Annotated in this window: 25 protein-coding genes and 1 other RNA gene; 8 read left to right on the top strand and 18 right to left on the bottom strand. The window is 28.0% G+C overall.

What is annotated here, in order from left to right:
* The first annotated feature begins 1613 nt into the window (after positions 1 to 1613).
* The gene (locus BHE82_RS00790; protein WP_071345404.1) at positions 1614 to 2543 is read left to right on the top strand and encodes a hypothetical protein; all 930 of its coding nucleotides are present in this window, start codon (positions 1614 to 1616) and stop codon (positions 2541 to 2543) included.
* Positions 2544 to 2828: 285 nt separating this feature from the next.
* Here the strand turns inward: BHE82_RS00790 and rnpB are convergent.
* The 17 genes from rnpB to BHE82_RS00710 all read right to left on the bottom strand — a co-directional run bounded on the left by rnpB (position 2829) and on the right by BHE82_RS00710 (position 14732).
* An RNA gene (gene rnpB, locus BHE82_RS00785) (RNase P RNA component class B) lies at positions 2829 to 3200 on the bottom strand.
* A gap of 95 nt (positions 3201 to 3295) precedes the next feature.
* Positions 3296 to 3457 (bottom strand): hypothetical protein, encoded by a 162-nt coding sequence (locus tag BHE82_RS03380; RefSeq protein ID WP_257608368.1) that lies wholly within the window; start codon positions 3455 to 3457, stop codon positions 3296 to 3298.
* An 18-nt stretch (positions 3458 to 3475) separates the two neighbouring features.
* The gene (locus tag BHE82_RS03375) at positions 3476 to 3712 is read right to left on the bottom strand and encodes a type II toxin-antitoxin system antitoxin SocA domain-containing protein (RefSeq protein ID WP_084024628.1); all 237 of its coding nucleotides are present in this window, start codon (positions 3710 to 3712) and stop codon (positions 3476 to 3478) included.
* Between the two features lie 443 nt (positions 3713 to 4155).
* On the bottom strand, positions 4156 to 5415 hold the full coding sequence (gene obgE / locus BHE82_RS00770; RefSeq protein WP_071345402.1) for a GTPase ObgE: 1260 nt from the start codon (positions 5413 to 5415) through the stop codon (positions 4156 to 4158).
* Between the two features lie 34 nt (positions 5416 to 5449).
* On the bottom strand, positions 5450 to 5728 hold the full coding sequence (gene rpmA / locus BHE82_RS00765) for a 50S ribosomal protein L27 (protein WP_071345401.1): 279 nt from the start codon (positions 5726 to 5728) through the stop codon (positions 5450 to 5452).
* Position 5729: 1 nt separating this feature from the next.
* Positions 5730 to 6065: a ribosomal-processing cysteine protease Prp gene (locus BHE82_RS00760; protein WP_071345400.1), complete on the bottom strand. Its 336-nt coding sequence runs from the start codon at positions 6063 to 6065 to the stop codon at positions 5730 to 5732.
* A 5-nt stretch (positions 6066 to 6070) separates the two neighbouring features.
* Entirely contained in the window at positions 6071 to 6379 is a 309-nt protein-coding gene (gene rplU, locus BHE82_RS00755; protein ID WP_071345399.1) for a 50S ribosomal protein L21, read from the bottom strand.
* Positions 6380 to 6561: 182 nt separating this feature from the next.
* On the bottom strand, positions 6562 to 7488 hold the full coding sequence (gene trhO, locus BHE82_RS00750) for an oxygen-dependent tRNA uridine(34) hydroxylase TrhO (protein WP_071345398.1): 927 nt from the start codon (positions 7486 to 7488) through the stop codon (positions 6562 to 6564).
* A gap of 200 nt (positions 7489 to 7688) precedes the next feature.
* The gene (locus tag BHE82_RS03370; protein WP_257608367.1) at positions 7689 to 7853 is read right to left on the bottom strand and encodes a hypothetical protein; all 165 of its coding nucleotides are present in this window, start codon (positions 7851 to 7853) and stop codon (positions 7689 to 7691) included.
* A gap of 353 nt (positions 7854 to 8206) precedes the next feature.
* A complete protein-coding gene (serS, locus tag BHE82_RS00740; RefSeq protein WP_071345397.1) occupies positions 8207 to 9481 on the bottom strand; it encodes a serine--tRNA ligase in 1275 nt (424 codons plus the stop codon).
* 125 nt (positions 9482 to 9606) lie between these two features.
* Complete coding sequence (locus BHE82_RS00735; protein ID WP_071345396.1) at positions 9607 to 9867, bottom strand: hypothetical protein; 261 nt, start codon at positions 9865 to 9867, stop codon at positions 9607 to 9609.
* 146 nt (positions 9868 to 10013) lie between these two features.
* Positions 10014 to 10274, bottom strand: coding sequence for a 30S ribosomal protein S20 (gene rpsT, locus BHE82_RS00730; protein WP_071345395.1), 261 nt, complete (start codon positions 10272 to 10274; stop codon positions 10014 to 10016).
* Positions 10275 to 10516: 242 nt separating this feature from the next.
* Complete coding sequence (locus BHE82_RS00725; protein WP_071345394.1) at positions 10517 to 11095, bottom strand: IS3 family transposase; 579 nt, start codon at positions 11093 to 11095, stop codon at positions 10517 to 10519.
* Positions 11096 to 11272: 177 nt separating this feature from the next.
* Positions 11273 to 12001, bottom strand: coding sequence for an amino acid ABC transporter ATP-binding protein (locus BHE82_RS00720; RefSeq protein WP_024563301.1), 729 nt, complete (start codon positions 11999 to 12001; stop codon positions 11273 to 11275).
* Between the two features lies 1 nt (position 12002).
* Positions 12003 to 13799 (bottom strand): ABC transporter substrate-binding protein/permease, encoded by a 1797-nt coding sequence (locus tag BHE82_RS00715; RefSeq protein WP_071345393.1) that lies wholly within the window; start codon positions 13797 to 13799, stop codon positions 12003 to 12005.
* 542 nt (positions 13800 to 14341) lie between these two features.
* A complete protein-coding gene (locus tag BHE82_RS03035) occupies positions 14342 to 14602 on the bottom strand; it encodes an ABC transporter permease subunit (protein WP_084024627.1) in 261 nt (86 codons plus the stop codon).
* On the bottom strand, positions 14517 to 14732 hold the full coding sequence (locus BHE82_RS00710; protein ID WP_071345392.1) for a hypothetical protein: 216 nt from the start codon (positions 14730 to 14732) through the stop codon (positions 14517 to 14519). The genes BHE82_RS03035 and BHE82_RS00710 overlap by 86 nt, the downstream gene beginning before the upstream one ends.
* 731 nt (positions 14733 to 15463) lie before the next feature.
* On the opposite strand from BHE82_RS00710, the gene BHE82_RS00705 reads away from it, so the two are divergent.
* The 7 genes from BHE82_RS00705 (at position 15464) to BHE82_RS00675 (ending at position 22976) form a co-directional block, all read left to right on the top strand.
* Positions 15464 to 16003, top strand: a complete 540-nt coding sequence (locus tag BHE82_RS00705) for a hypothetical protein (protein WP_071345391.1) — start codon at positions 15464 to 15466, stop codon at positions 16001 to 16003.
* A 24-nt stretch (positions 16004 to 16027) separates the two neighbouring features.
* Positions 16028 to 16831: a restriction endonuclease subunit S gene (locus BHE82_RS03465; RefSeq protein ID WP_084024626.1), complete on the top strand. Its 804-nt coding sequence runs from the start codon at positions 16028 to 16030 to the stop codon at positions 16829 to 16831.
* A 279-nt stretch (positions 16832 to 17110) separates the two neighbouring features.
* Positions 17111 to 17707 (top strand): phosphate propanoyltransferase, encoded by a 597-nt coding sequence (locus tag BHE82_RS00695; protein WP_232308835.1) that lies wholly within the window; start codon positions 17111 to 17113, stop codon positions 17705 to 17707.
* A gap of 305 nt (positions 17708 to 18012) precedes the next feature.
* Positions 18013 to 19266 (top strand): HD domain-containing protein, encoded by a 1254-nt coding sequence (locus BHE82_RS00690; RefSeq protein ID WP_071345389.1) that lies wholly within the window; start codon positions 18013 to 18015, stop codon positions 19264 to 19266.
* Positions 19267 to 19372: 106 nt separating this feature from the next.
* Positions 19373 to 20179: a 16S rRNA (adenine(1518)-N(6)/adenine(1519)-N(6))-dimethyltransferase RsmA gene (rsmA, locus tag BHE82_RS00685; RefSeq protein ID WP_071345388.1), complete on the top strand. Its 807-nt coding sequence runs from the start codon at positions 19373 to 19375 to the stop codon at positions 20177 to 20179.
* A gap of 275 nt (positions 20180 to 20454) precedes the next feature.
* A complete protein-coding gene (gene spoVG / locus BHE82_RS00680) occupies positions 20455 to 20754 on the top strand; it encodes a septation regulator SpoVG (RefSeq protein WP_034172172.1) in 300 nt (99 codons plus the stop codon).
* Positions 20755 to 20975: 221 nt separating this feature from the next.
* Positions 20976 to 22976 carry a heavy metal translocating P-type ATPase gene (locus BHE82_RS00675; RefSeq protein WP_071345387.1) on the top strand — a complete coding sequence of 667 codons (2001 nt, stop codon included), beginning with the start codon at positions 20976 to 20978 and terminating at the stop codon, positions 22974 to 22976.
* Positions 22977 to 23175: 199 nt separating this feature from the next.
* Here BHE82_RS00675 and BHE82_RS00670 read toward each other — a convergent pair whose 3' ends face one another.
* A complete protein-coding gene (locus BHE82_RS00670) occupies positions 23176 to 24636 on the bottom strand; it encodes an MATE family efflux transporter (protein WP_071345386.1) in 1461 nt (486 codons plus the stop codon).
* Positions 24637 to 24789 lie beyond the last annotated feature (153 nt).

Raw genomic sequence — 24789 nt, 5'->3', positions numbered from 1 at the left:
AGAGAAAGAAGAAGAAAGGTTAAAAAAAGAGAAGAAAAAAAGGAAAAAAAAATAAATAGGTCCCATTTGTCAGTCAAAATGATGCCACATTATGTCCGTGTGGCATGCCACATCAACGCCACGTAGGATCCCAAAGGGGTTATGGCGATTTGGTACCTAGATGACACACTATGACAAGTTTTGGGACTTGGATATGTATTTTGAGAGTTTAGGGATCTAGATGACATACCCCTACAAGTTTAAGGATCGCCCGTATACTTTACTCTTTTTCAAAAATAGATTAATATAATTTTTTAAATTGCTTTTGTATAGAAACTTTTTTCAAAAAATACACCGTTTAGCAGTTTGAAAAGCGTGCACATGGAAAACAAGGGAGGGAAGTTGGGAACTAGAGCTAACGAACGCAGCCTAAGTTGGGAACGCACCCTCAATTATTGGTCTAATCCGATTCATATCCTTCGATCAAAATAAAATATATTTCGAACCCCAAACTGTTAAGATTGGTGTGAAGGTGGTTTCCTTGATGTGGATCGTGGACATAAAGGGGGAGGGAGAGAGGAGACGAGAGAACGAAGGGCGATAGGGGATGGCATGTGGGCCCACCTCTAAAAAAACATGTGATGAGTGGACTACACAGTCAATAAATATCACCTTCAATATTGTCTGGGAGTAGTTATTTTATATCGGTTTTAACAGCTAGAGGAATCGTGCGTTATACCCAGTTTTGCGGTTGAGAGATTAAAATTAGACTCTTTTTCACACCAAATTGATTCGTTAGTGGGCTCTAAATCTATAATGGGCTCTCTGGACATTAAGCCCAATTAAGATGAACCGAAGGTGTGATTGATTTGGGTTTGTTTGGGGTGGTGAAATGGCATGCGAAACAACACATCACATCTGGATCGTTTCCTTCTCTCTGCGCACGTCCACTTGCCCGGGACTTTCGTACTATGGTGGTGTTTGGGAAGGAGGGATTAAAGTTTAGTCTTCTCATAAAAATTTTAGTCCCTCTTATAGGGACTTATGCTTTTATGAGAGAGACTAAAGTTTAGTCTCTCCTTCCCAAACAGCACCTATACATTGCTGCAATGCTTCTCAAGAAAAAGGAGACAAAGAACCAAACACCACTTGGTTAATGCACCAACTCAGTTATTATCACCAATCTTTTTTCCTCACATATGCCTGTCTTATGCACGTACTCCTACTTCTACATCTGCATGAAACAAAACACAAGCTAGCTCCAACCAAAACCTATGATTACTAGTACTACTAACTGTACAGCTACTGTAATCTTCACTAGAGAAAATAAGAGAAAATAAGAGGGTCAAGGAAATGGAAGAAAAATATTTACATAGTTGTATTTATATAATAAAAAATTTTAAAATAAACATAAAAAAAACAAAAAAATAACTTTTGGCACAATATTTTAATTCAATTTTTTTTATTTGGGGGACGTAAAATAAAATTAAAGGATGCAAAGTTGTTGAAAAAGGCACAATAATAAAATGTGATAAATACAAATGTTGCACAAAAAATATAATTATACTGTAATATTTTAATGGGGTTATTTTTGAAACCCTTTAATATTTATAGAAAAGTAAAATATTTTTAATATGAAAATCCAAAGCAAAGCAATTATGCGTTTGTTTCCCAAATACTTTACTTTAATTTTATTCATGATTTTATTGGGCATACATTTTTGCAATCAAATTAGTATTTATGCTGGAAAACAACAACAACTAGAAAACATCCAAGAAAAGGAAAATGGAGTAGGGGTTGAAAAAAATGCAAATAACACACAACAAAAACCCCAAATAATAAATAATCTGTCTTTAAAAAATTTAAAGAATCCCAAAAATTTCGAACAATTATTTCCCCTAGAAAAAAGAACAATCAATGATTTTAGTTATTATAAACAAAATAATCAATTAACCAAAGAAGATATTATAATTGCTTTAAATGACATACTTAAAGAAATAAATAAAGAATCAAACATCCAAATACAAAGCGATGATTTTGAAATAGCAAGCGAACAATTAGAAGAAAAATATGAATCAGAAGAAATGCAATGGCAAGGTAGTTTTCAAATTGAAGATATATTGGGCAATAAAATAGAATTTAATTTTACTAAAAAAACGATAAACTTGGAGGAAATTATTACAAATGCCCATTTAGGAACAATACAAATAACACCTAATATTACTGATGAACAAAGAAAGCAATTAATATGTGAAGCTATTTGGCAAAAAAATCCTCAACTTCAAAATAAATTTTTACCTAAAGATTTTCAATTTAGCAAAAACAAAGATGGCAGTAATAATTTTTGTAAAATAGAATACGATTTAGCAAAAGAAGACCAATATCACGAATATGAAAGCGAAATGGAACTAGAAATTAACTATCAACAAGAAACAAATGCAGCTTCAACAACTAAAACTACTACAACAAATTCAATAATTTTTTATACAATTATAATAATTATAACTGGTCTAATAGTTGCTTTTTTACTCATTTTAATTTATAAAATTAAACATCAAAAATAAATAAATTACTATCTTTACTTATTTAATATCTTTTAAGAAATATCACAATATAAAGGCATAAAGACAATGAAAGCCAAACTTTACAGTTTGGCTTTTTTGTTTATAAAGGGGGAACAAATAATTTTTAAATTACTTAAAAGCAAATAAAATACAATAATTATAAATGAATAATATAAATAACATTAATTATAATTCTTGCCAAAATATAGATATACCAAATAATAAATATAATAGCAAGCAAATAATCTTTATTGATTTTTAAATAATTTAATAAAAAAGGTCAATGTGCATAAGCCATGTTCTGTTCTTGTTAAACAAGTGTGACTATTTATCTTCTACTAATAAGTAGTGCAAAACTGATTTCATTTAATCGCTTTGCATGCCCCTACCATTATTTTGGGTTGTTAGCTTGAGGGGTTTATCGCGTTTCACTTAATTATTTCTAATTAACTCGTCTCTGTGACACTTTCAGTTTTTATCTCATAGATTAAAATAATGTAATTATTGCAATCCTTAGAGCTAAAAAACGCCGTTACTTTTTACAGTACTCTAAGTTATTAATTCCTTAGACACAAACACTACATGCAATCGCAGCATGTGCTAACATGGACTTTCCTAAGCTTAAAATACTTATTTTAAACCTCAGCCACTTCCATTGACCTCTTTTATTGTATCAAACATTAAAGTAAAATGCAATCTTTAAATTATGTTTGTAGATATTTTATTAATTTTATTTAACAATTCACAATATTTTACATCCTTTGTAAACAAGTAGGATAATATTTAGGAAAAACATACCAATTACTAGAATCTTTAAAATAATGATATATTGCCTCATCAGGAATATAACAGGCTTTGGGAAAATGATACATTGGAGTTTCTTCAAAATAATTATCAAAGGGAGCTTCTCTCATGGATTGCCTCATCAAAGATCATGAATCTACCCATCCATATTTGGAAATAATGAAATCCGTTACTTGTTTTCTTTCCCAATTTAATTTACTTTCACAAATTTGATAAACAGGCTCTTTAATAATTTCGTCTTTGTCATAATGTTTAAGTTTTTGATATAATCTTTTAAAAACAGGTCCTTTTTGCCATGCTTCTACTAGATTAACAGCCAAAGATTCTTTATATTTAACTAAATAAGCAGCATAAGAATAGTAAATTAGCTTTTAGAGTTTCATATGATTAACATCAATTCTTTTAATAATATAATTAGCACAATCAGATATATAAATTCTAGTATTTCTAGTTACAAAATTCATGATTTAGTCCTTTTGTTTTAAGTATTTATTTTTGCTTTTTATTTTATTATAACTCAATTTTGATGAATTAGGTTATATTTTTGACTGGGGAAAGTAAAATTTGGGTTGTTTAAGGGGGGGGGTTATGTTGTTTTGTTTGCTTTGTATATTGTTTTTGTTGGTTTTGGGTAATAAAAAAGATCTTATATTAAGATCTTGCATTTGTTTATTTAGTTTTGGGGGCAAAAAAGATTTATAATGGGAGGTTATAAAGTGTAAGAAAAATATTTTTAAATAATAAGGGGAGTGATTCATCATTTTTTTATGGAGCAAAAATATAATTTCTTTATGTTATAATTACCAAATTATAAAAAATCAAACAAACGATCACAAATTTTAACTTGATCTCCTGGTTTGGCTCCTTGTTTTTGTAATTGTTCTTCCATTCCTATTTTTTTCAATATTCTATTAAATCTTTTTACAGCTTCTTCGTTGTTAAAATCAGTACGATGAAAAAAAGTTTCTACTTGCTTACCAGAAACAACAAAAACAGAATCACTTTCTTTAATAACAGAAATAGTATTTTGATTATCAGGAAGGGTGTATAATTTAAATTCGTTGTTTTTGTTTTGAGTAACTTCTAAGGGAGTATTTTGCAAAAGGGAGCTCATTTCATATTTTAAGGTCTCTAAATTATCAAAAGAAACTAAAGAAAGAGGGATAATTGGTTGGTCTTTGATTTGTTGTTTTAAAAGAGTAAGTTTTTGCAAAGCATCAGGTAAATCCATTTTATTGGTAACAATAATTTGTTTTTTAAGTAATAATTGGGGATTGTATTGATTTAATTCTTGATTTAAAATTTGGAAATCTTTGTAAGGATTGGCACTTTCCATACTTAAAATATGAACTAAAACACGACATCTTTCAATATGTTTTAAAAATTGAATTCCCATACCACAACCTAAATGAGCATTGGCAATTAGTCCTGGTAGGTCAGCAACTACAAAACTAAAACCATCTACTTCAACAACTCCTAAATGAGGTTTAATTGTGGTAAAAGGATAGGAAGCAACTTTGGGTTGGGCTTTGGAAATAGAAGAAATAAGAGAGGATTTACCAACACTTGGAAAACCTAATAAACCAATATCAGCTAAAACTTTAAGTTCTGTTTTGATTTTAAAACTTTCACCTAAATCACCTTTTTCAGCATAACTTGGAGCTTGATTTTTAAAAGTAGCTAATGCTTTATTACCTTTGCCGCCTTTGCCGCCTTTAGCAATAACTAAGGTTTGTTGATCGTATAAAATCTCTCCTAAAAACTTGTTATCAGCAGTATAAAAAACTGTCCCCAAAGGAACTTTAACATAAAGATGAGGGGCGTTGGCTCCATTTTGACCTTTATTTTTGCCATTTATTCCATGTGGTGCTTTAAGATGTTTTTGATATTTTAATTTTAATAAGGTAGTCTCGTCTTTGCCGCCTACAAAAATAACAGACCCACCGTTGCCACCGTTGCCACCAGCAGGTCCTCCAAAAGCTACATATTTTTCTCTTCTAAAAGCAACGATGCCATGACCACCATTGCCAGCAAAAACTTCATTAAAGGCTTCGTCAACAAAATGCAAACTAAATACCTGCTTTCATTAAATGCATAAAAAATTATTGCAGATAAACAGAAATTTTTTTACGACCATGCTTTTTTTCAAATTTAATAATTCCACTTATTTTAGCAAATAAAGTGTCATCTCCACCTCTACCAACATTAAAACCAGGGTGAATTTTGGTTCCTCTTTGACGATAAATAATAGCGCCTGCTTTGGCAAATTGACCGTCAGAAAGTTTAGCACCTAATCTTTTGGAATGAGAATCTCTACCGTTTCGAGTAGAACCTGCTCCTTTTTTAGAAGCAAATAACTGGATTTGTAATTGCAATAACATGTTATAACCTCTTTCTTGTTTGAATTTGAGATATTTTTTTAAAATTATTGGGATATTGTTTGGCTAAATTGCAGATAGTGTATTCTAAATTATCTAGCAAAGTAAAAAGAACAGTATTTTGGGTGGTTTTCACTTCTAATTCAAACAACTTATCTTGTAGATTATAGGTAATATCTGTTTGGAATTGAAGTTTTTCTAAAGCATTTAAAGTTACAATAATAGCAGTAGAAGCTGAAGCACACACAATATCAAAACCTTTAGGAGCATATAAAGCGTGCCCCCAAACTTGAATACTAGTAATTTTTTTTTGTTCTTTGTAAAAACAATAGCGAATCATAGTTTTTAAACAGTGATTTTAGTAATCAAAAGTTTAGTATAGGATTGTCTGTGTCCTTGTTTACAACGATATTTTTTACGTTTTTTATACTTAAACACAATAATTTTTTTAGCGCGGTTGTGCTTGATTACTTGAGCTGTTACTTTAGCGTCTTTAACAAAAGGGGTGCCTAAAACAGGATTGGAGCCACCAACAGCTAAAACTTCTTGAAATTGATAAGTTGTTTCTGGATCAACATTTAGTTTTTCAACATAAATTTCTTGTCCTTCAGAAACACGGAATTGTTTTCCCCCAGTTTTGATGATTGCAAACATTTTCTTTCCTCCTTGCAAAAATTGCAAATTATCTTGGATAATTTATTGGATCTGATAATAATTAATTGTTTAAAAACAATGGTTTTTATATTTTTTTAATTGGGTATTGCAGACAAACCAAAAAAATACAATAATCATACATTATTATAACATATCTTATTAAAATATGAGTATTTTTTTTGTTATGAGTTTGGATTATTGTGCTTTTTGAGATATCTATTTTGCGGATGATTGCTACATTTATCACTGCAAGCTCCTAAATATTTGTGTTCGTTATGTTCGTGGCACAAAATTTGTTTGTTGCATTGAGGATTAGAGCAATTAATATAGCGTTCACAAGGAGTGCCATCAAAATAGTCTTTACCAACGATAACATGTTCTTTTTGATTAACAGGAACTGCTATTCTTTGATCAAAGACATACATTTGACCATCCCACAAAGCACCTTGAGTTTCGGGGTGTTTGCCATAAGAAATAATGCCTCCTTCTAATTGATAGACATCATCGAAACCTTCTTTTTTTAAGAAAGTGCTAAATTTTTCACAACGCACACCACCAGTACAATAAGTTACGATTTTTTTATCTTTTAATAAATGGGTGTTTTGTTTGACCCAATTTGGCAAATCACGAAAATGTCTAATATTGGGATTAACTGCATTTCTGAAGTGTCCTAAATCATATTCATAGTCATTACGAGCATCAAGAATTAAAGTATCTTTTTCTTGCAAGGATTGCAAAAATTCTTGAGGAGCTAAATAAGCACCTTTGTCCTTAGTAAGATCAACATTTTCTTGAAGACTCAAATTAACCAATTCGGGCTTAACTTTAATAGAAAGACGCGGGAAAACGTGTGCCTCTACAGTTTCCATTTTAAAAACGGTGTTGCAAAAACGAGGATCTTGTTTTAGTTGATCCATGTATTTATGTATTTGTTCTTCTGGACCTGACAAAGTACCGTTTATACCTTCTTGGGCAACGATAATACGTCCTAAAAGTCCTAGAGATTCACAATATTTAAAATGTTGGTCTCTAAAAGTTTGAGGGTCTTTTATTGGAGCATATTGATAATATAAAATAACTAAGTATTGGGAGTTAGAAGTTTGTGTCATAAAATAATTATGCCTCTTTTCAATTGAGATTGCATGCAAAATCTGATTAATTTGGACTTTATTTTATTATTAAAATAAATTGTTAGGAATTTGAAACAATGAATGATTAATGTTTTTGGCTTCATTTATAATTTTTTATTTAAGATTTTTATGGAGTAAATCTTAAACTCTAATAAATATTAAGGATTATAAAATAAATTTTAGGGGCGTTCTTTCCAAAAAATATACATATTTTGAGAACCATTTAACATTTGTTTTAAATCATCTAAACTATATTTTATTTCGCCTTTGAAACTTGCAGTACTTGTGCCACCATCAAAAAAGACTCCTAATAAATCCGAAGAAGCGTCTTTAATACGGCACAAAAGACAAGGATAAGTTTGGATAGTCTCAGAATTGTAACAAGGATAATTAGATACAAAACCCCAAAAAGATGGATTAATATTGGTTTTGATATAGGTTTTTATTTATTGAGGAAAAGTTTGAGAATTGTGGGGTCGTAAATAAATGTTTTTAATTTGCATATTGATATTACCTCACAATTATTTTTGAAGATGAAAGTAATGAATTTTTGAGGTTACCTTTGAAAATGGTGAAAAAAAATAGTAAAGGTTTTGTTAGTGGCTTTTGTTTTACCAATAAAAAACGCCGAATCACTTTATTTTTCATAAAAGATTCGACTCTATATTCTAAATTATTCTTGTTAAAAACATTCAAATTACTTGATAATATCGGTTCCTAAATAAGGCTGTAAAATTTCAGGAACTGTAATAGTACCATCTTGGTTTTGATAATTTTCCAAAATAGCAATGACAGTTCTTCCAACAGCCAAACCTGAACCGTTTAGAATATGAACGTATTCATTTTTATTATTTGCAGGATTTTTCATTTTAATATTGGCGCGTCTTGCTTGGAAATCGCAAGAATTACTGATAGAACCAATTTCACGATAACAATTATAACTGGGTAAAAAAACTTCTAAATCATAAGTTTTTGCCATACTAAAACCCAAATCCCCAGTAGAAAGTAAAACAACACGATAAGGAAGTTTGAGCAGTTTTAGCACTTCTTCGGAATCTTTTAACATTTGGTCTAGACATTCATAAGAATTTTGGGGATGGCAAAACTGGATTAATTCTACTTTATTAAATTGATGTTGTCTAAAAATTCCTCTAGTATCTTTGCCAGCTGAGCCTGCTTCTTGGCGAAAAGCAGTAGTGTAGGCGACGTATTTAATGGGAAGTGTGTCTGGTTTAAAAATTTCTTCACGATGCAAATTAATAGTAGGAACTTCTGCTGTAGGATTTAGATACCAATTATTTTTGGAGTTGTAAAGCTTGTAGACTTCATCTTCAAACTTGGGTAATTGACCTGTTGAAAACATGGATTTTTCATTGATAATATAAGGAGGAATAATTTCTTGATAACCTTTTTTACTATGAAGATCCATCATAAATTGAATTAAGGCTCTTTCGAGGCGTGCTCCTAGTCCTTTGCAAACAACAAATCCACTACCAGAAATTTTAGAAGCTTTTTTAAAGTCGAGAATATCTAATTTTTCAGCTAAATAAACATGGTCTTTGGGCGTAAATGCAAAAGTTCTTATTTGTCCTTCGCAATACAATTCCTTATTGTCCTTATTGTTTGTGCCAATTGGTAAAGAATCGTGTGGTAAATTGGGGGTAATGCTTAAAATATCAAAAATTTCTTGTTCTTTTAGTTTTAACTTTTGTTCTAGTTTTTGTAAATCATCACGCAAAAAATTAGTGTCTTGCAAAACAAGAATAATATCTTCTTTGGCATTAGCTTTTTGGGCAACTTTTTTAGCTGATTGATTTTTTTGACTTCTTAAATCCTGTATTTCCAAAAGTAAAGATTTTCTTTGTTGTGCTAAAAGAGGCAATTTATTTAAATAAGCAAAATTTTGTTGCCTTTTTTCTAATTTTGCAATAACAGATGGCAGATTTTGGACTACAAAATTCAGATCTAACATAAAAAAATACCTCTTTAGTTTGGGAAAAATTAATTTAATGATGGCAAAAATAATAAGTTTTAATTGGAAAAATATAAATGTAGTAAGAATATAAATTTTGTTAGTTAATGGGGTTTGAAAAATTTTTACTTATTTTTATTATTCAAACCATTTATAAATTCAAACCACCAATGTAGAAATTCTTCACTAGAAGAAGGGTTTCTTGTAGGAGATTTAAATTCGGTACCTAAAATTTTATTAACTTCATTTACACCTTTTTTTACTGTGGTTTGTGCAAAATATTTAGGTTCATTTAATGACGATCTAAAATATAGACTTGCCCCTAAAACTGATCCTACAATAAATCCTGAAGTTACATAAATTACTTTATTTACCCAAAAAAACATAAATTTATCAACCTTTTCCACTCAAATATATTTAAATAAAATAATTACAATTAAAATATTAATGTTATGTTTGTTAGTCCAATATTATGATAAGTTTTGATGTTTGTTTTAATTAATGTAGTTTTTGTGAGTTTTGTAAAGAAAAATTAAAGGGTATTTACTAATTTTTGTAAATCAGATTTGTTTCTAGCAGAAAAGTTAGCGTGATAAACTCTTTTAGAAACCCCTTTATCAAATTTTTTATAAGCTACACTTAATAAAGCTAAGGCTTTTTGTTTATCAGCGTTTGCAACTGCAGTTTTTACTTGTTTTACCACTGTTTTTACAGATGATTTAAAAGAAACATTTTGCAAATGACGTTTTTCATTAGTTTTATTACGTTTTTTTTGTTGTTTAATATTAGCCATGATTATAATCTCCTTTTTTTAGTTACTTAATTATCAATTTATTATTAATAACTCTACTGGGGATTATACCAAAATTTAGATAAAAAAACAATAAAATAGTGTAATTATAGTGTTTTTTATATCTTTTGCATTGCATAATAAATTATGTAATATTTGTAAAAATAAAATTATGGAAACTCGTTTATGGAGATTTTTTTATAACTCGAAACAATACCCAAAATTACTTTCAAATACTTATTCATTTAACTTTTTAAAATATTTTTTTCAAATGCATCAGGAGTAGCATAATTAAGTGATGAATGCATTCTTTCTAAATTATAATATGACATATATTTACAAATAGCTTCAATCATAACTTTTTTACTAATAGTTCTAGGGTTTGGAATGCCATAATAAATACATTCACATTTAAAAGAAGAAAAGAAAGAAGTTAAATAAGTACAAGGGGAAGATTTTCCTTTTTGAATCCCTTGTCTATCTTCAAAACTCTGAATTAAATTTTTGGTTTCTAAAATTTCTTCAACATCCAATTTATAATATGGAAATTTAAGATAAGAATGAAAAATGCAATCATTTTCAAATACATTTAATTTATCAATAGTATCTATAATTAAAGGTGCGCCTTCATAATCAGAAACATAATAAGCCAAAATTTTGCGACTATATGTATCTAGGACAACTGAAACATATAAAACTTTATCCTGGTAATAAACTTCAGTAATGCCACCACATAATATTTGATGAGGTCTTGTAGCTTTCATATTTTTAGCAAGATTTAAAAATTGACGATTTAATATCATTTCTTCAGTATAATATTGCATATTTATCTATCTCCATTTATTTATTATAATCATTCCTAAACATTTAAAACATTAAATAATTCTATCACCCTAAATTATAAACAATTACAACAATTTATCTACCCCAAAAGAAAGGAAAACCCAAACTGTAATTACAGTTTGGGTTATTTTAATAAATAATGATATATTTACAAGGAATCAAAAATCTTCAAAAAAAGCCTTAGATTTAGGAAACTTATCAGTTTCAAAAATTTCTTTCGGAGTGCCTTTTTCAAGAATTTTACCTTGTTCCATAAAATAAATAGTATCAGATACTCTTTGAGCAAATTTCATTTCATGAGTTACAATAATAAGATTTATTTTTTTCTCTGATAATTTTTGTAAAGTTTGTAATACTTGCAAAGTAGATTCAGGATCTAGGGCAGAAGTTGGTTCATCTAAAAGAATAACTTCAGGTTTCATACATAAAACTCTAGCAATAGCAACACGTTGTTTTTGTCCCCCTGAAAGAGTTTCTACTCTTTGATTAGCAAGAGCTTCTAAATCTAGTTCTTTTAACCGTTCTAAAGCATTTTCTTGAGCTTCTTGTTTAGATAATTTTAATACTTTCATTGGAGCTAAACAACAATTTTCTAATACTGTTTTTCCTTCAAATAAATTAAAACTTTGAAACACCATTCCTACTTTAGTTCTTAGATCAGATAATTTTACTCCTTTATCTAAGATATTTTTATTATCAATTAAAATTTGACCAGAATTAGGTTCTTCTAATAGATTAAAACATCTTAATAAAGTAGATTTCCCTGAACCTGAAAAACCAATAATAGTTACTATTTCTTGTTTTTTAATTTTTAAATTAATATTTTTTAAAATCTCTTTATCGCCAAACTTTTTACAAAGATCTTTAACTTCAATTAAATATTGCATTCTAAACTCCTTTTTTTTGTTTTTCTAAATATTTAACAAATAAATTAGCAATCGTAATTAACACTAAATAGATACAAGCAGTAATAGCATAAGGAATAGCAATGCTTCCTGTTTGAACAATTTGAGTTTTGGCTTTCCATGCTACATCTAACAGACCAACCAAACCACCAAAACAAGCACTATCTTTAATATTTACAATAAATTGTTGTACTACAAAAGGAAGTGATCTTTTAAGCGTTTGGGGGAAAATAACACAAAAAAATGTTTGTCTTTGAGTCATTCCTAAAGCTAGAGAAGCTTCTACTTGTCCTTTATCTAAAAACTTAATATTTTGTAATAAAATATTTGTAATACTAACTGCTGAATTTAATAATAACACTATAATACTTGAATACATCGGATTTAATTCAGGATTATAAGCTCTCCAACCAAAATGAACTATAATCATTTGGGCTGCTACTGGAATTGATTTAAAAATATAAAGTATTGCATCAAGCAAGTAAAGAAAACTTTGTATTAACCCTACAATAAAGGGATTTTGTGTTTGATAATTAGGTTTAATACTTTTAATCCCTGTTAAAACAATAGCTAAGATAAAACCTACAATAACTCCATCTAATGCAAGTAATAAAGTGGTTTTTAAAGGTGTGGCATAATCAGGTAAAACAAGAGATACTTTTTGATACCAATTTAATCCTTGTTTTTGACTTAACTCTTTTAAAGATTGTTCTAACCATTTATTAGTTATTTCTTTAAATTTAGATATTTTGTCTTCTAAAGTTTTTATTCTATTTGGGTCTTGTTTGTCAGTTGGTTTTGATTGTTCTTCTTTTAATTCTTTGGTTAACTCAATTATACCTTTAACATCTAAACCATAACCCTCTAGAACAAGTTCTTCTTTTTTTAAAACTTCTTTAAAAGCATTATTAATTGGAGTAATTAATTTTGTATTACCTTTTTTAACTACAATTCCTAAACCTGTAGGAGAAACAGTAAAACGAGCATCATCAGATATAATTGATATATGTTTTAATTCATCATTTTGCGAAGCATAATATTTAGTAATATAACTATCAGTTATAAAAATATCAGAAGCTTTATCTTTGACGCTTTGAGCACACATAACAGCATCATCAATAGGATTGGATTTAGTAATGTGTAATAAATTTCCTAAATCTGATCTAATATTTTCAATAACTTTATCAGCCACAGAACCAGTAAGAGTTAAAAATTTAATTGGGTCTTTGGAATCTTTTAATATACCTTTTATATCTTCATATTTTACTTCTTTTGGCAAATCTTTAAAACGCGCATCATCTTTTCTTACTAAAAACCCTGTATTATCCAAAGTATAGGCAATAGGAAAATCAAAGTTTTCTTTTCTTTTATCAGTAATACTAATAGAAGAAATAGCTACATCAACTGAACCATTTTGAACAGCAGTAAACATCCCATCAAAATCAAAAAGACTAAATTTACAACCTTCATACTTTTCTTCTTGAGGTAATGATTTTACTATTTTATCAATTAAATCTATATCAAATCCTGAAATATATTCACCTTGAATAGTTCTATGAGCTTTACTTGTATCTTTATCAGATTTAATAGTCAAACTATTAGGAGCTGCATCAGCTACCACAGCTACTCTTAAATATTTCTTAGAATTATTAACTCTTTGAAATAACCCCACACTAAAATGCAGCCATACCCAAAAAATCATAAACATAAATAATAAAACATATTTAGTATATTTTAGATATTCAGTAATTTTGTATTTTTCTTTTTTCCTTTGAATCATAATATATAATTTTTACCTTCACTTTCAATTTTGGTGCTTGTAAAAACTATCTATTTGACAAATTTAATTTAAAATACCAAAAAACAAACATCATTGTTATAATAGATACAACAATTTTAATATACTTATGAATATGAAATCTATATTTGGGAGGCATCTTTTTAATTTTCATTTTTTAACCTTTTATTTATATATTATAAATATACATAAATTGTAATGTGCATCATTTATAAATATTTTTCAATTCTAAAACAATATCAAACTTTTAATAATAAGATATTTTTTAAAATAATACTTTATTATTTATAATAACATAAAAACAATTAAAATTAACATTTAATTAATATCAGTATAACTATTTTAATATAAAAGATTCAAAGGTAAGAAATAAATATTGGGTTAATAATTAAAATGTAGTGAGTTATGCATTAATTATCTTTATATTTTATATTAAGAATTAATATTTGTTTTATCTTAATATTTGTTTCTTATAATTCTTAAATTAATTTATTAAGCACTAACTAAATTTTTTAAAGCAGGATTTAATTTTTTTCTAAATATTTACTTAACATATTAATAAATTGAATTAAAACTAAGTAAACAAAGGAAAGTATTACAAATGGAGCAACTAAATCTCCTGTAACATTCATAGCATCATTTGTAACAAATGACATATCAATTAATGAAATTAATCCGAAGAAAGTACAAGCTTTAATATTAGTAACAAATTGTGCTACTACTAAAGTAACTGATTTTTTTAATGCTTGTGGGAAAGTAACATAATAGAAGGTTTGTTTTTTTATTCAATCCTAAAGATTGAGCCGCTTCTACTTGTCCTTTATCTACAAATTTAAGAGTTTGCATTAAAACAACAGCAATATTAGCAGCTGAATTTAATACAATGACAACTAATGCTGCATGAGTTTGATGCATTCTATTTATCAAAATATTCATTATTTAATATTATACAACAATTATTTTAATTTTGCAAATATTAAAAAAATAAAGATGAAAGGAAATATTAATTTTAAGTATATATAATAAATAAATTACATAAACAAAAGATAAAACAAACATCCTTAAAGACTAGCCTAAAAACTAGTCTTTTTTTTATTACCTTAAATTAACTTTATCCCTATAAAATAACACTCAAACCCATCCAAACACCCTTAAAACCCCAAAAATGAACATATTTTACCGTTTTTTTGAGTTATAATATACTTTAATGGCAGTACTTTAATATACAAACTAGCTATTATATACAAAAATGTAATAAGGAGCCTTTTAAAATGAAATATTAAACAAAAAAGATTAAAATATTATTCCAAATACAATTTAGCAACATAATCAATAATATTTTCAATCAAACTTAATTTTAGTACTATTCAAACTTTATTAATTAAATATCTAAAATCATTTTAAATCAAAAACATTATGGGAGTTTAACTTATATGAATACTAAAAAATAATAAAAAATAATAAAAAATATTTAATTAAATGCATAATTTTATTAATTATAGCTTTTATTTGTCTTTTCCAAACTATCCTTATTAACACTTTAGAAGCACAACCTAACTAACAAAGACCCAACAACCAACATTATGTTTTTACTCAAAGTCCAGATTTAAAAAATAAACAAATTGAAAATAGAAATAAAACTAAGTTTGCAACTTGATAAACTTATTGAACAATTGCAAACATTTGTAACTGAATATGACGCATATTTATTTCACAATATAAAGGAATTAAAAAATGAAACTGTAAAAAATAGTGAATTTACAACATTAAAAAACATCCTAGACCAAGGCATACCACGATATAAAAATACATTAACCCAAAATGCCCATGCAGAAAAAAACACTTTTATGACAAGTATCGCAAACAAAGAAACACTCAACACCGATGACATAAACACTCTAAAAGCAAAAATAAAGAATTGCTTTGATACTTTCAAACTTAATAGAAATAAAGTTTATGATACAATAAAAAGCAAAGTGGAACCTTTTAAAAATATTTCTTCTATCAAAACCAAAATCGAAGATCTTGAATCTGATTTAACATCCAAAAAGGATCAAACCCAACCCAACAATTTCCAACCATTCCCAACTAATTTATGCGACCTTAATGCAGATATCAACAATAAAATTGAAAAACTATCCCAAATACATAATAAATATTTTATTGCTAAAATACATAATATTTAATTAAACCCAAGTAACCAAAATCAAATCCAAGAACAAATTATTACTAAATTAAAAACATTAATCCCTCAAAATTCAAATACACAAAATGTAGAAACACAAGCTACTATTAAAGATATATTTCAAATAAATACTCTACAAACACCTTCTTATAATTCTAATATTAACAATAAATATATTCTAGATACTAAAATTAAAGATGCAAATAACAATTTAGCAACTGTATTTATTGACGTCCAAGACAAAGAAACAATTGAACTACCACAAGAAACATATACTTTAGAAAAAATATTACAAAATTGCACAACAGCTAAAAATATCTATATCTTTTGGAAATCTCCAAAACCACCAAAAGAAATTACTCTTGATGATATAACAGATTTAAATATATCAGATTGTGAACAAAATGGAGATTACGAAGTGTGGGGTGGAGGTATAAAACCCAAAGGATCTTATAACAAATCTAATACTCGTGAAAATACTATAACTATAACTAGTGTAGGTAGTTTCGGTTATATTCATTTCCATACTAAAACTTGTTGGGCTGCTCAAAATTTACAAATTTTAAAATCTAAAGATGATTCTTTTAATGTTTTGTATTTCTATTTTTATTTAAAACAAGGACACATTCCCAATTTCACCCAAAAGCTAATAAAAAAAATAAAAATAACTTTTCCCCCATTAGAAACACAAAATGAAATAGCCACTTTTTTAAATAAAACCTTAAAACAAATAGAAGAAAAAACAAATTTACTCAATTCTTTAATGAAAGATTTATTAAATAAAACTGATGAACAAAAACAATATTTATTTAATAAATTATTATTTTAACTTACAAACCTTTTAATTAATACCTTTAACCCCCAGACTCTTTTTACAAAGGGTCTTTTTATTTATCATTAAATAAATATAGCATAACAAAACAATAAAACAATAAAATAAACAAATTAACTTAAATATTTCTAATAATTCATGTTATAATAAAGTAAATAACTAAAAATTATATACTATTTATGCACAAAAACTTTTTACCAATTCTTCAATAAAAAAATCAAAATATGTAGAAAATAAGAGGCATTTTATAATAAAAATGTTATAATAAAGCTGTAAATGCAAACAATGGAGGCAAACATGTATCACATTCCAATAGGAATCTCAGGAAGACACACTCACCTATCACAAGAAACACTAGATATTTTATTCGGTCAAAAAAATTATCAACTCACTTTTTTCAAACCCCTCAAACAAACAGGACAATTTGCAGCACAAGAAAAAATTGATGTTATGAGTCCATCAGGAAAAATTCTTCCACAAGTTCGGATTTTAGGACCCACAAGACCTTTTGACCAAGTAGAAATTAGTCAAAGCGATGCTTTAAGACACGGATTTACAGCTCCTGTTAGATCTTCAGGCGATATTAAAGGTTCAGGCAAAGCCACTTTAATAGGTCTCAAAGGTCAAGTAGACATTGAAGAAGGTGTTATTATTGCCAACAGACATATTCATTTATCTACCCAAGATGCAAAAAATTTTGGCATTACTGACAAACAAATGGTAAGTATTGAAATTGAAGGCACTAAACCTGGCATCTTAAAACAAGTTTTGTGCAGAGTACACCCCGATTTTAAACTTGAATGCCACTTAGATACCGATGACGGCAGTGCTTTTTTACTTAAAAATGGCGATACTGTTAAATTACTGAAATAAATCATTAAAAATAAAAAAATAAATTATTTTGTCAACTTAAATTCTTGCGTTATAAGGATCTTGCAACTCACCCTAAAGACCTTATAACCTATATTTATTTTCACCCCTTAGCAAAACTAACAATATAACTAACAATTATTTTATTTTTTTATTGAACGAAAGACATAAATTTCCTTTCATTTGTGTCTTTCGCTCAATAAAAACTCTTCTTAAAAACGCAAACAACAAGAAGGAGGTAAAACGGATAAGGATAAAAATTACAAAAACCCAATAAACTTAATTAAAAATTATCCTCAATAAAATAAATGCAAACAGCCAATCCATCTTTTAAAAAGTTTCTCAGATCTGAAGTTTTTCGTGACCCTATCTACGGTTATATTTATCTGGAATACGAATTGATTGAAAAATTAATTGATACTTCCGTTTTCCAAAGATTAAGACGTATAAAACAATTAAGCGGCGCTAACATCGTCTTTCATGGAGCAGAACATTCTCGTTTTACACACAGTTTAGGTGTTTATGAACTTGCAAGACGGTTTTTAAAAATCACAAATATTAAAAAACACTTTTCTGAAACCCAAAAATTAATTTTACTAGTATCTTCTTTGTTACATGATATTGGACACGGTGCTTATTCTCATTCTTTTGAAACCTTATTTGACGTAAACCACGAAACACAAAGTGCACACATCATCAAACATAACAAAGAAATTGGAGCTTTATTAGACCAAATAAGCCCTGATTTCAAAAACGATGTAGCTAGTGTGATTGAAAAAACAAATAAATTTCCTTTAATAGAACAAATTTTAACTAGTCAAATTGATATTGACAGACTAGATTATTTAGAACGAGATTCTTATTTTACAGGTGCCACTTATGGGCATATCGATTTAGAACGTTTAATGCGTAGCATGATAATTGAGCCTCATCCTAACAAAAATAACGAAAAATGTATTGCCTTTAGACAAAGTGGTGTTTTTGCTATTGAAAATTATTTAATTAACCGCTATCATATGTTTTGGCAAGTTTATTATCATCCCAAAGTAAGAGCTTATAGCACTATTTTAGAAAAAATTTGTAAACGTTTATGTGATTTATTACAAAATAACTATCCTGTAGACCCATACATCCAACCTTTTTACAATTTTGTAAACAATCAAACTGACCTAGACAAATACTTAGCAATTGATGATTATTATATGAATGGTTTAATCCTACATCTTAAAAATAGTAAGGATATCATTTTAAAAAATTTATGTAATGATTTTCTCAATAGACGTATTTGGCACATTTTAGATAATAACGACCAAACCCAAGAACAAATTGCACACATTAAGCAACAATATCAAAGCCAAAACCACGCTTATATTAAATATTATACTTCAAGTAATGCTGCTTTTCAAAATGCTTATTCCGAAAGTAAGCCTAAATTTGAAACCAAAATTTTAATTAAATCTAAGGGAGGACTCAAAAGTCTGAAAGAAGAATCCCCCATTATTAAAAGTTTAATCAAAAGTAGTCCTAAACAAGATAATAAATTTTTTTATCGCCCTTTATAAATCCAAAACTTCCCCTATAAACCCCTCCCAAACAACTTCCCCAATTCTCAACTAACAACAAATCCCAAAAGCCAACATCCATATCAATTTTATTTAAGGAAATCAAATGCATCATACAACCAAAAAAAAATACGGTCAAAATTTTTTAACAGATGTTAATTTATTAAACAAAATTGTAACTAAGGCTTCCATCACAGACAAAAATGTTTTAGAAATTGGACCTGGCAAAGGTGCTTTAACCAAAATTATTGTCCCTCAAGCTAAACATGTTTTAGCCTATGAAATTGATGCTACTCTCAAACCTTTTTTAAATTTTGAAAATCATAACAATGTTAATATCATTTATGATGATTTTTTAAAAAGAGATTTATTAAAAGATTTTGATTATTATTTTAGTCCTAACTCTCAATTAAGTTTAATTGGTAACTTACCTTATTATATTACCTCACCTATTCTTTTTAAAATTATTGACACTCCCCAAATTAATGATGCTACTATTATGATTCAAAAAGAAGTAGGAATGCGTTTACTGGCTCAACCCAATAACAAAAATTATAACGCTTTATCTGTAATTATTCAATTTCTATTTAGTATTGAAAAAATCCAAGAAGTTAAAAGACATATGTTTTTTCCTGCACCCAAAGTAGACAGTATTGTTATTAAACTTAGTAAAAATAACAACATTTGTCCTACTTTCTTACAACAATTTATCAAGTTTATAAAAGCTTCCTTTAAACAAAAAAGAAAAACTTTACTCAACAACTTATCTTGTCAATTTTTGTTATCCAAAGAAACCATTATTCCTTTTTTCTTAAAACATCACATCCCTTTACAAATTAGAGCCGAACAGGTAACTTTAGAAACTTTTCAAAAATTAACTGTTAAATGGTTTATTTTTTTTAATATGTCATAAAATAATAAAACTTTTCATATTGAAAATAAATCACAAAGCTTATTAGGAAATGATTTTCCTTTTTTCCGATATTAAACATCAATATCAAAAATTAAATATTAATCTTTTTTTAAATAAAAAAAACCATTAAAATATTAACTGCATCCAATTATTATTTATATTTTATTTGTAATTTTTAATTTGTATCATTACACAAACCATAAATAATTAATAATAAATAACGAATAATAATTTAGCATTTAATATAAAATGAAGCAAAACTGGAGGCTTAAGAAATGAAAGTTACCGATGTAAAAATTAGAAAAATCAACGGTGAAAGTAGATTAAGAGGAGTTTCTTCAATCACTTTTGAAAACCAATTTGTAGTTAATGACATCAGAATTATAGAAGGAGAAAGAGGTATATTTATTGCTATGCCAAGTAGAAAAACTTCCAAAGGCAACTTTAGAGATATCGCTCATCCCATCAATTCAGAAACCCGTCAACTAATTGAAAATTGCATCAAAAACAAATACCAAGATTTGCTAGATAACCCTCCACAAGAAGAAGATTTTTCTCAAAATTCTGAAAATTAATAATTATTAACTTTAAAAAATTCCAGATTTTTTTGGAATTTTTTTTACATGTTTTGAATTCAAAACGCCATTTTATTAAAAAAAATTTTGCAAATGCGAAACTAAAAACCCAAAACTAACAAACAACTCATCCATTAACACTTTTTCCAAACACACTTTACATTACTAAAATATTTACAATTATATTTATCCAAAAAAATTAAGCAAAGAGGTACAAAAATTTGTCTTGTTGCAGCAATTCTTCATCCATCCACAATCACGAACACAACAATAAAAAACCATTAATTTGTTTTGTTATAGGAACATTTTTATATAGTTTATTTACTCTATATTTGCATTCTCACAATTGCAAAAACACACTAGTATTAGTTCTTGTTTCTTTGGCACTTTTATTTTTAATCGGCTATCATGTTATTTTAGAAGGCTTTATAGAAACTTGGCAAGATACTTGTAAATTTAAAAAATTCACTCCCAACATTCATATTTTAATGACTTTAGCGGCTCTGGGAGCTTTATATTTAAAAAACTACAACGACGGTATTTTATTAATTGTCATATTTTCAGGAGCTTCTTTTTTAGAAGAATACGTTGAGGCAAAAAGTCAAAAAGAAATCAAAAATCTCTTAAAGCTTCAAGTAGCAGAAGCAAAATTACAAAAAGAAGACGGCAGTATTGAAATTATTCCTTCCAAACTACTCAAAATCAATGATTTAGTCTTAATTTTACCAGGCGACCAAATCCCTACTGACGGCGTCATTGTTTCGGGCAATCCCAACATTAACGAAGCTAACATTACAGGCGAAGGCATTCCTTGTGACAAACAACCAGGCGATTTTGTCTACGGCAGCACCATTAACGGCAGCAACCATTTTGTTATGCGTGTCACAGCTACTAACGAAAAGACTGTTTTTGCCCAAATTGTAAGATTAGTAAGCCAAACCCAAAAAAATATTTCCAAAACTGCTACTTTAATTAAAAAAATAGAACCAATTTATGTAAAAATCATTATGGCAACAGTTGTTGTTGTCCTTGGTTTTGCAGGAATACTACATTTTACTGGACCAAGTAATCCCAATTTCGAATTTAGCACTTGGCTACACAAAACAATGATTTTTTTAACTGTATCATCTCCATGTGCCCTAGCTGCAGCTGACATTCCTTCCACTCTTGCAGCTATTTCTAACCTCACTAAAAAAGGGATTTTATTCAAAAACGGCAGATCTTTGGAAAAAATGGCAGATATCAAAGCTTTTGCATGCGACAAAACAGGCACCCTTACCGAAGGCAAACCTCAAGTAACTGATGTTTATGTAGCCCCCGAAATCTCTGAAGAAAAGTATCACAAATATTTAGATATATTATTAGGGATGGAACAAAAATCCAACCATCCTTTAGCACTAGCTATTAAAAACCATTTCCACCACAAATCTCACCTCCAAATGGAAATTACTAGCTCAGTTGGCATCGGCCTTGAAACTTTTTATCAAAACAATCATTATAAAGTTGCCAAAGCTACTGCTTTTACCCAAACTCCAATCTGTGCATCTTTACAAACCCAAACGCAAAAATTTTTATCCGAAGGCAAAACCATCGTTTATTTTAGTTGTAATAATCACATTGTTATGGTTTTAGCTCTTTTGGATAAATTACGTCCTCAAGCTTATCATTTAATGCAATACTTCAACCATAAAAACATCTATACTGCAGTAATTACAGGAGATACCCAACAAATCGCTTACATCTTACAAAAAAAACTTCATCTCAAAGCAGCTTGGGGAGATATTCTACCTGCCTATAAACTAGAAAAAATTCAAGAACTACAAAAAGAAAAAGGCACTACAGTAATGGTAGGTGATGGTGTCAATGATGCTCCTGCCCTTACAGCTGCTGATGTAGGAATTGCGATGCAAAACGGTACTGATGTGGCAATGGATGTAGCAGATGCAGTTTTAATGCAAAACGATTTATCAAAAATTATCTATACTCATCAAGTAGCTGTCAAACTACGCAAAATCATTTGGCAAAATATTATTTTTGCTATGGTAGTAGTTTGTATCTTGAATCTTTGTAATCTTTTTGGAGACATGAATTTACCTTGGGCAGTCACTTGCCATGAAGGAAGCACACTTTTAGTTATTTTCAATGGATTAAGACTTTTACAAAGTCCCAAAAACCCCAAACTAAAAGACAAAAAGAAAAACACAAAATCTTTTAATAAATAATTTACTTTATTAACCTCATTATAAAAGACAGCACAAAGACAAAAAAACCACCCTTTTAGGGTGGTTTTTTATTTACATATTAAGATTCAAAACATAATTTAAAAGAGTGTTAAATTTGGAAGTATTTTATTTGAGTATAATAAAATCTCTTATTATTAAATAATTATCAATATAAAAATTATTACAATATATAAAATATTTAATCTTGTTCAAATGTTTTATCACGTTTTAATTTAAGATAAAAAGTTGCAAAAATTAATAATGTAATGATAAAACAAATAAAATTACTAAGAAAAATACTCAAACCTACTCCCATTACACCTTGATTTAAAAAGTGTTTGGAAAAAAGAACAATAAAAAAGATACGAATTAAAGTTCTTAAAAAATTCAGATAAACCGAAGGTCCTACGCGTTTAAAAGCTAATAAAAAATTAAACATAATAATAGAACCACACGATAACCATAAGCTAGTAGTTTCAAAAAATAATAATGTACGGAAAGCATCTTGTTCCAAACTAGGAATCTTTTCCCAAGGACTATCATGAAATAATGGCAAAATTAACTTATAACCAAAAATATTAATCAAAGAACCTATTAAAGCCAAAACACACATACAAAAAATAATTTTTTTGAATGCTTCAAAGACTCTATTAAGATTGTTATGACCTAAATTTTGAGATATAATAGCATTTTGGGAATCAGAAAAAGAGTTAAGTGCATTATAAAAGACATTATTAATAGTTACTGCTAAGGCTAAATTAGCTCCAATTTGGGAACTACTAATTCCTTGAGGATCACCGTACCATTCTTTAACAATGATACTTACAATTAATTTGCCAACACTATAAATACTAATACTAGCACAAACAGGAATAGCTAATTTAGAAAGTTTTTTCAAAAATTCTTTATCAAAACTGATTTTGGATAAAATAATACGGAAGGGATTTTTGCTGTCAAAAAATAAAAACCACAAAGCAAATAAAGTAACAATTCCGTTAGAAATCAAAGTAGCCAAAGCCAAAGAAACCATGGAAGAATTCCAATAATGAAAAAGAGCAAAAGAAAAAATAATTTTAGCAGAAGCGTTTAAAATATTTAAAAAAAGAGCAATTTTGTTATTACCTTTGGCACGCTCCAAACTTAAAAAAACTGTATTTATAATGATACAAACAAGCGACAATATAATAAGATTATAATATTTAATACCTTCATTGTTTTCAATTGCATTTTGACTAATTTTTAAAATATTAGTTGCAATGAAACTTTTAAAAACAAAAATGCATAAAAAGACCAAAATAAAGCCAGTTAAAATGGAAAGAACAAACGTTTTTGCCAAATAAAGGTGCATTTTATTAATATTATTTTGTCCATAAGCACGCCCTACTAAAATAACTCCTCCTGTGGCAATAGAAATACCAAAAGGAACAAGAATACCTTTAAATATATGTACGCGACTTACAAAGGTAAGTTGATTATCTGAAATTTGATTTCTTTTTAAAATAAAAAGATCAATAGCATCTGATGCATTTTGAAAAATCCAATAAATAATGATAGGAAAGGTAAAATAAAAAATTACTTTCCATAAGTTTCCTTCTAATAAAAATTTTCTATTTCTTTTTTCATTAATTAAAATTTGTGTTGTTGCTTTTGTTTTAATCACAAAAAACCTCCATCTAATGTTTTGGTTGGGTCAAACAACTTGAAAATATGTGTAAATAAAAGCTATAACACATATTATATTTTATCAAAATTAGAGGGGTTTTGGGAGGCAAAAGGTGATATTTAAAGGAGGCTCGCTAACTATTTCATTTAT

It is taken from the genome of Rice orange leaf phytoplasma (genome assembly GCF_001866375.1).
Classification (GTDB): Bacteria; Bacillota_I; Bacilli_A; order Acholeplasmatales; family Acholeplasmataceae; genus Phytoplasma; species Phytoplasma asteris.
Note: the sequence above shows the minus strand (reverse complement) of the source record. Positions and strands in the feature narration are given on the sequence as shown.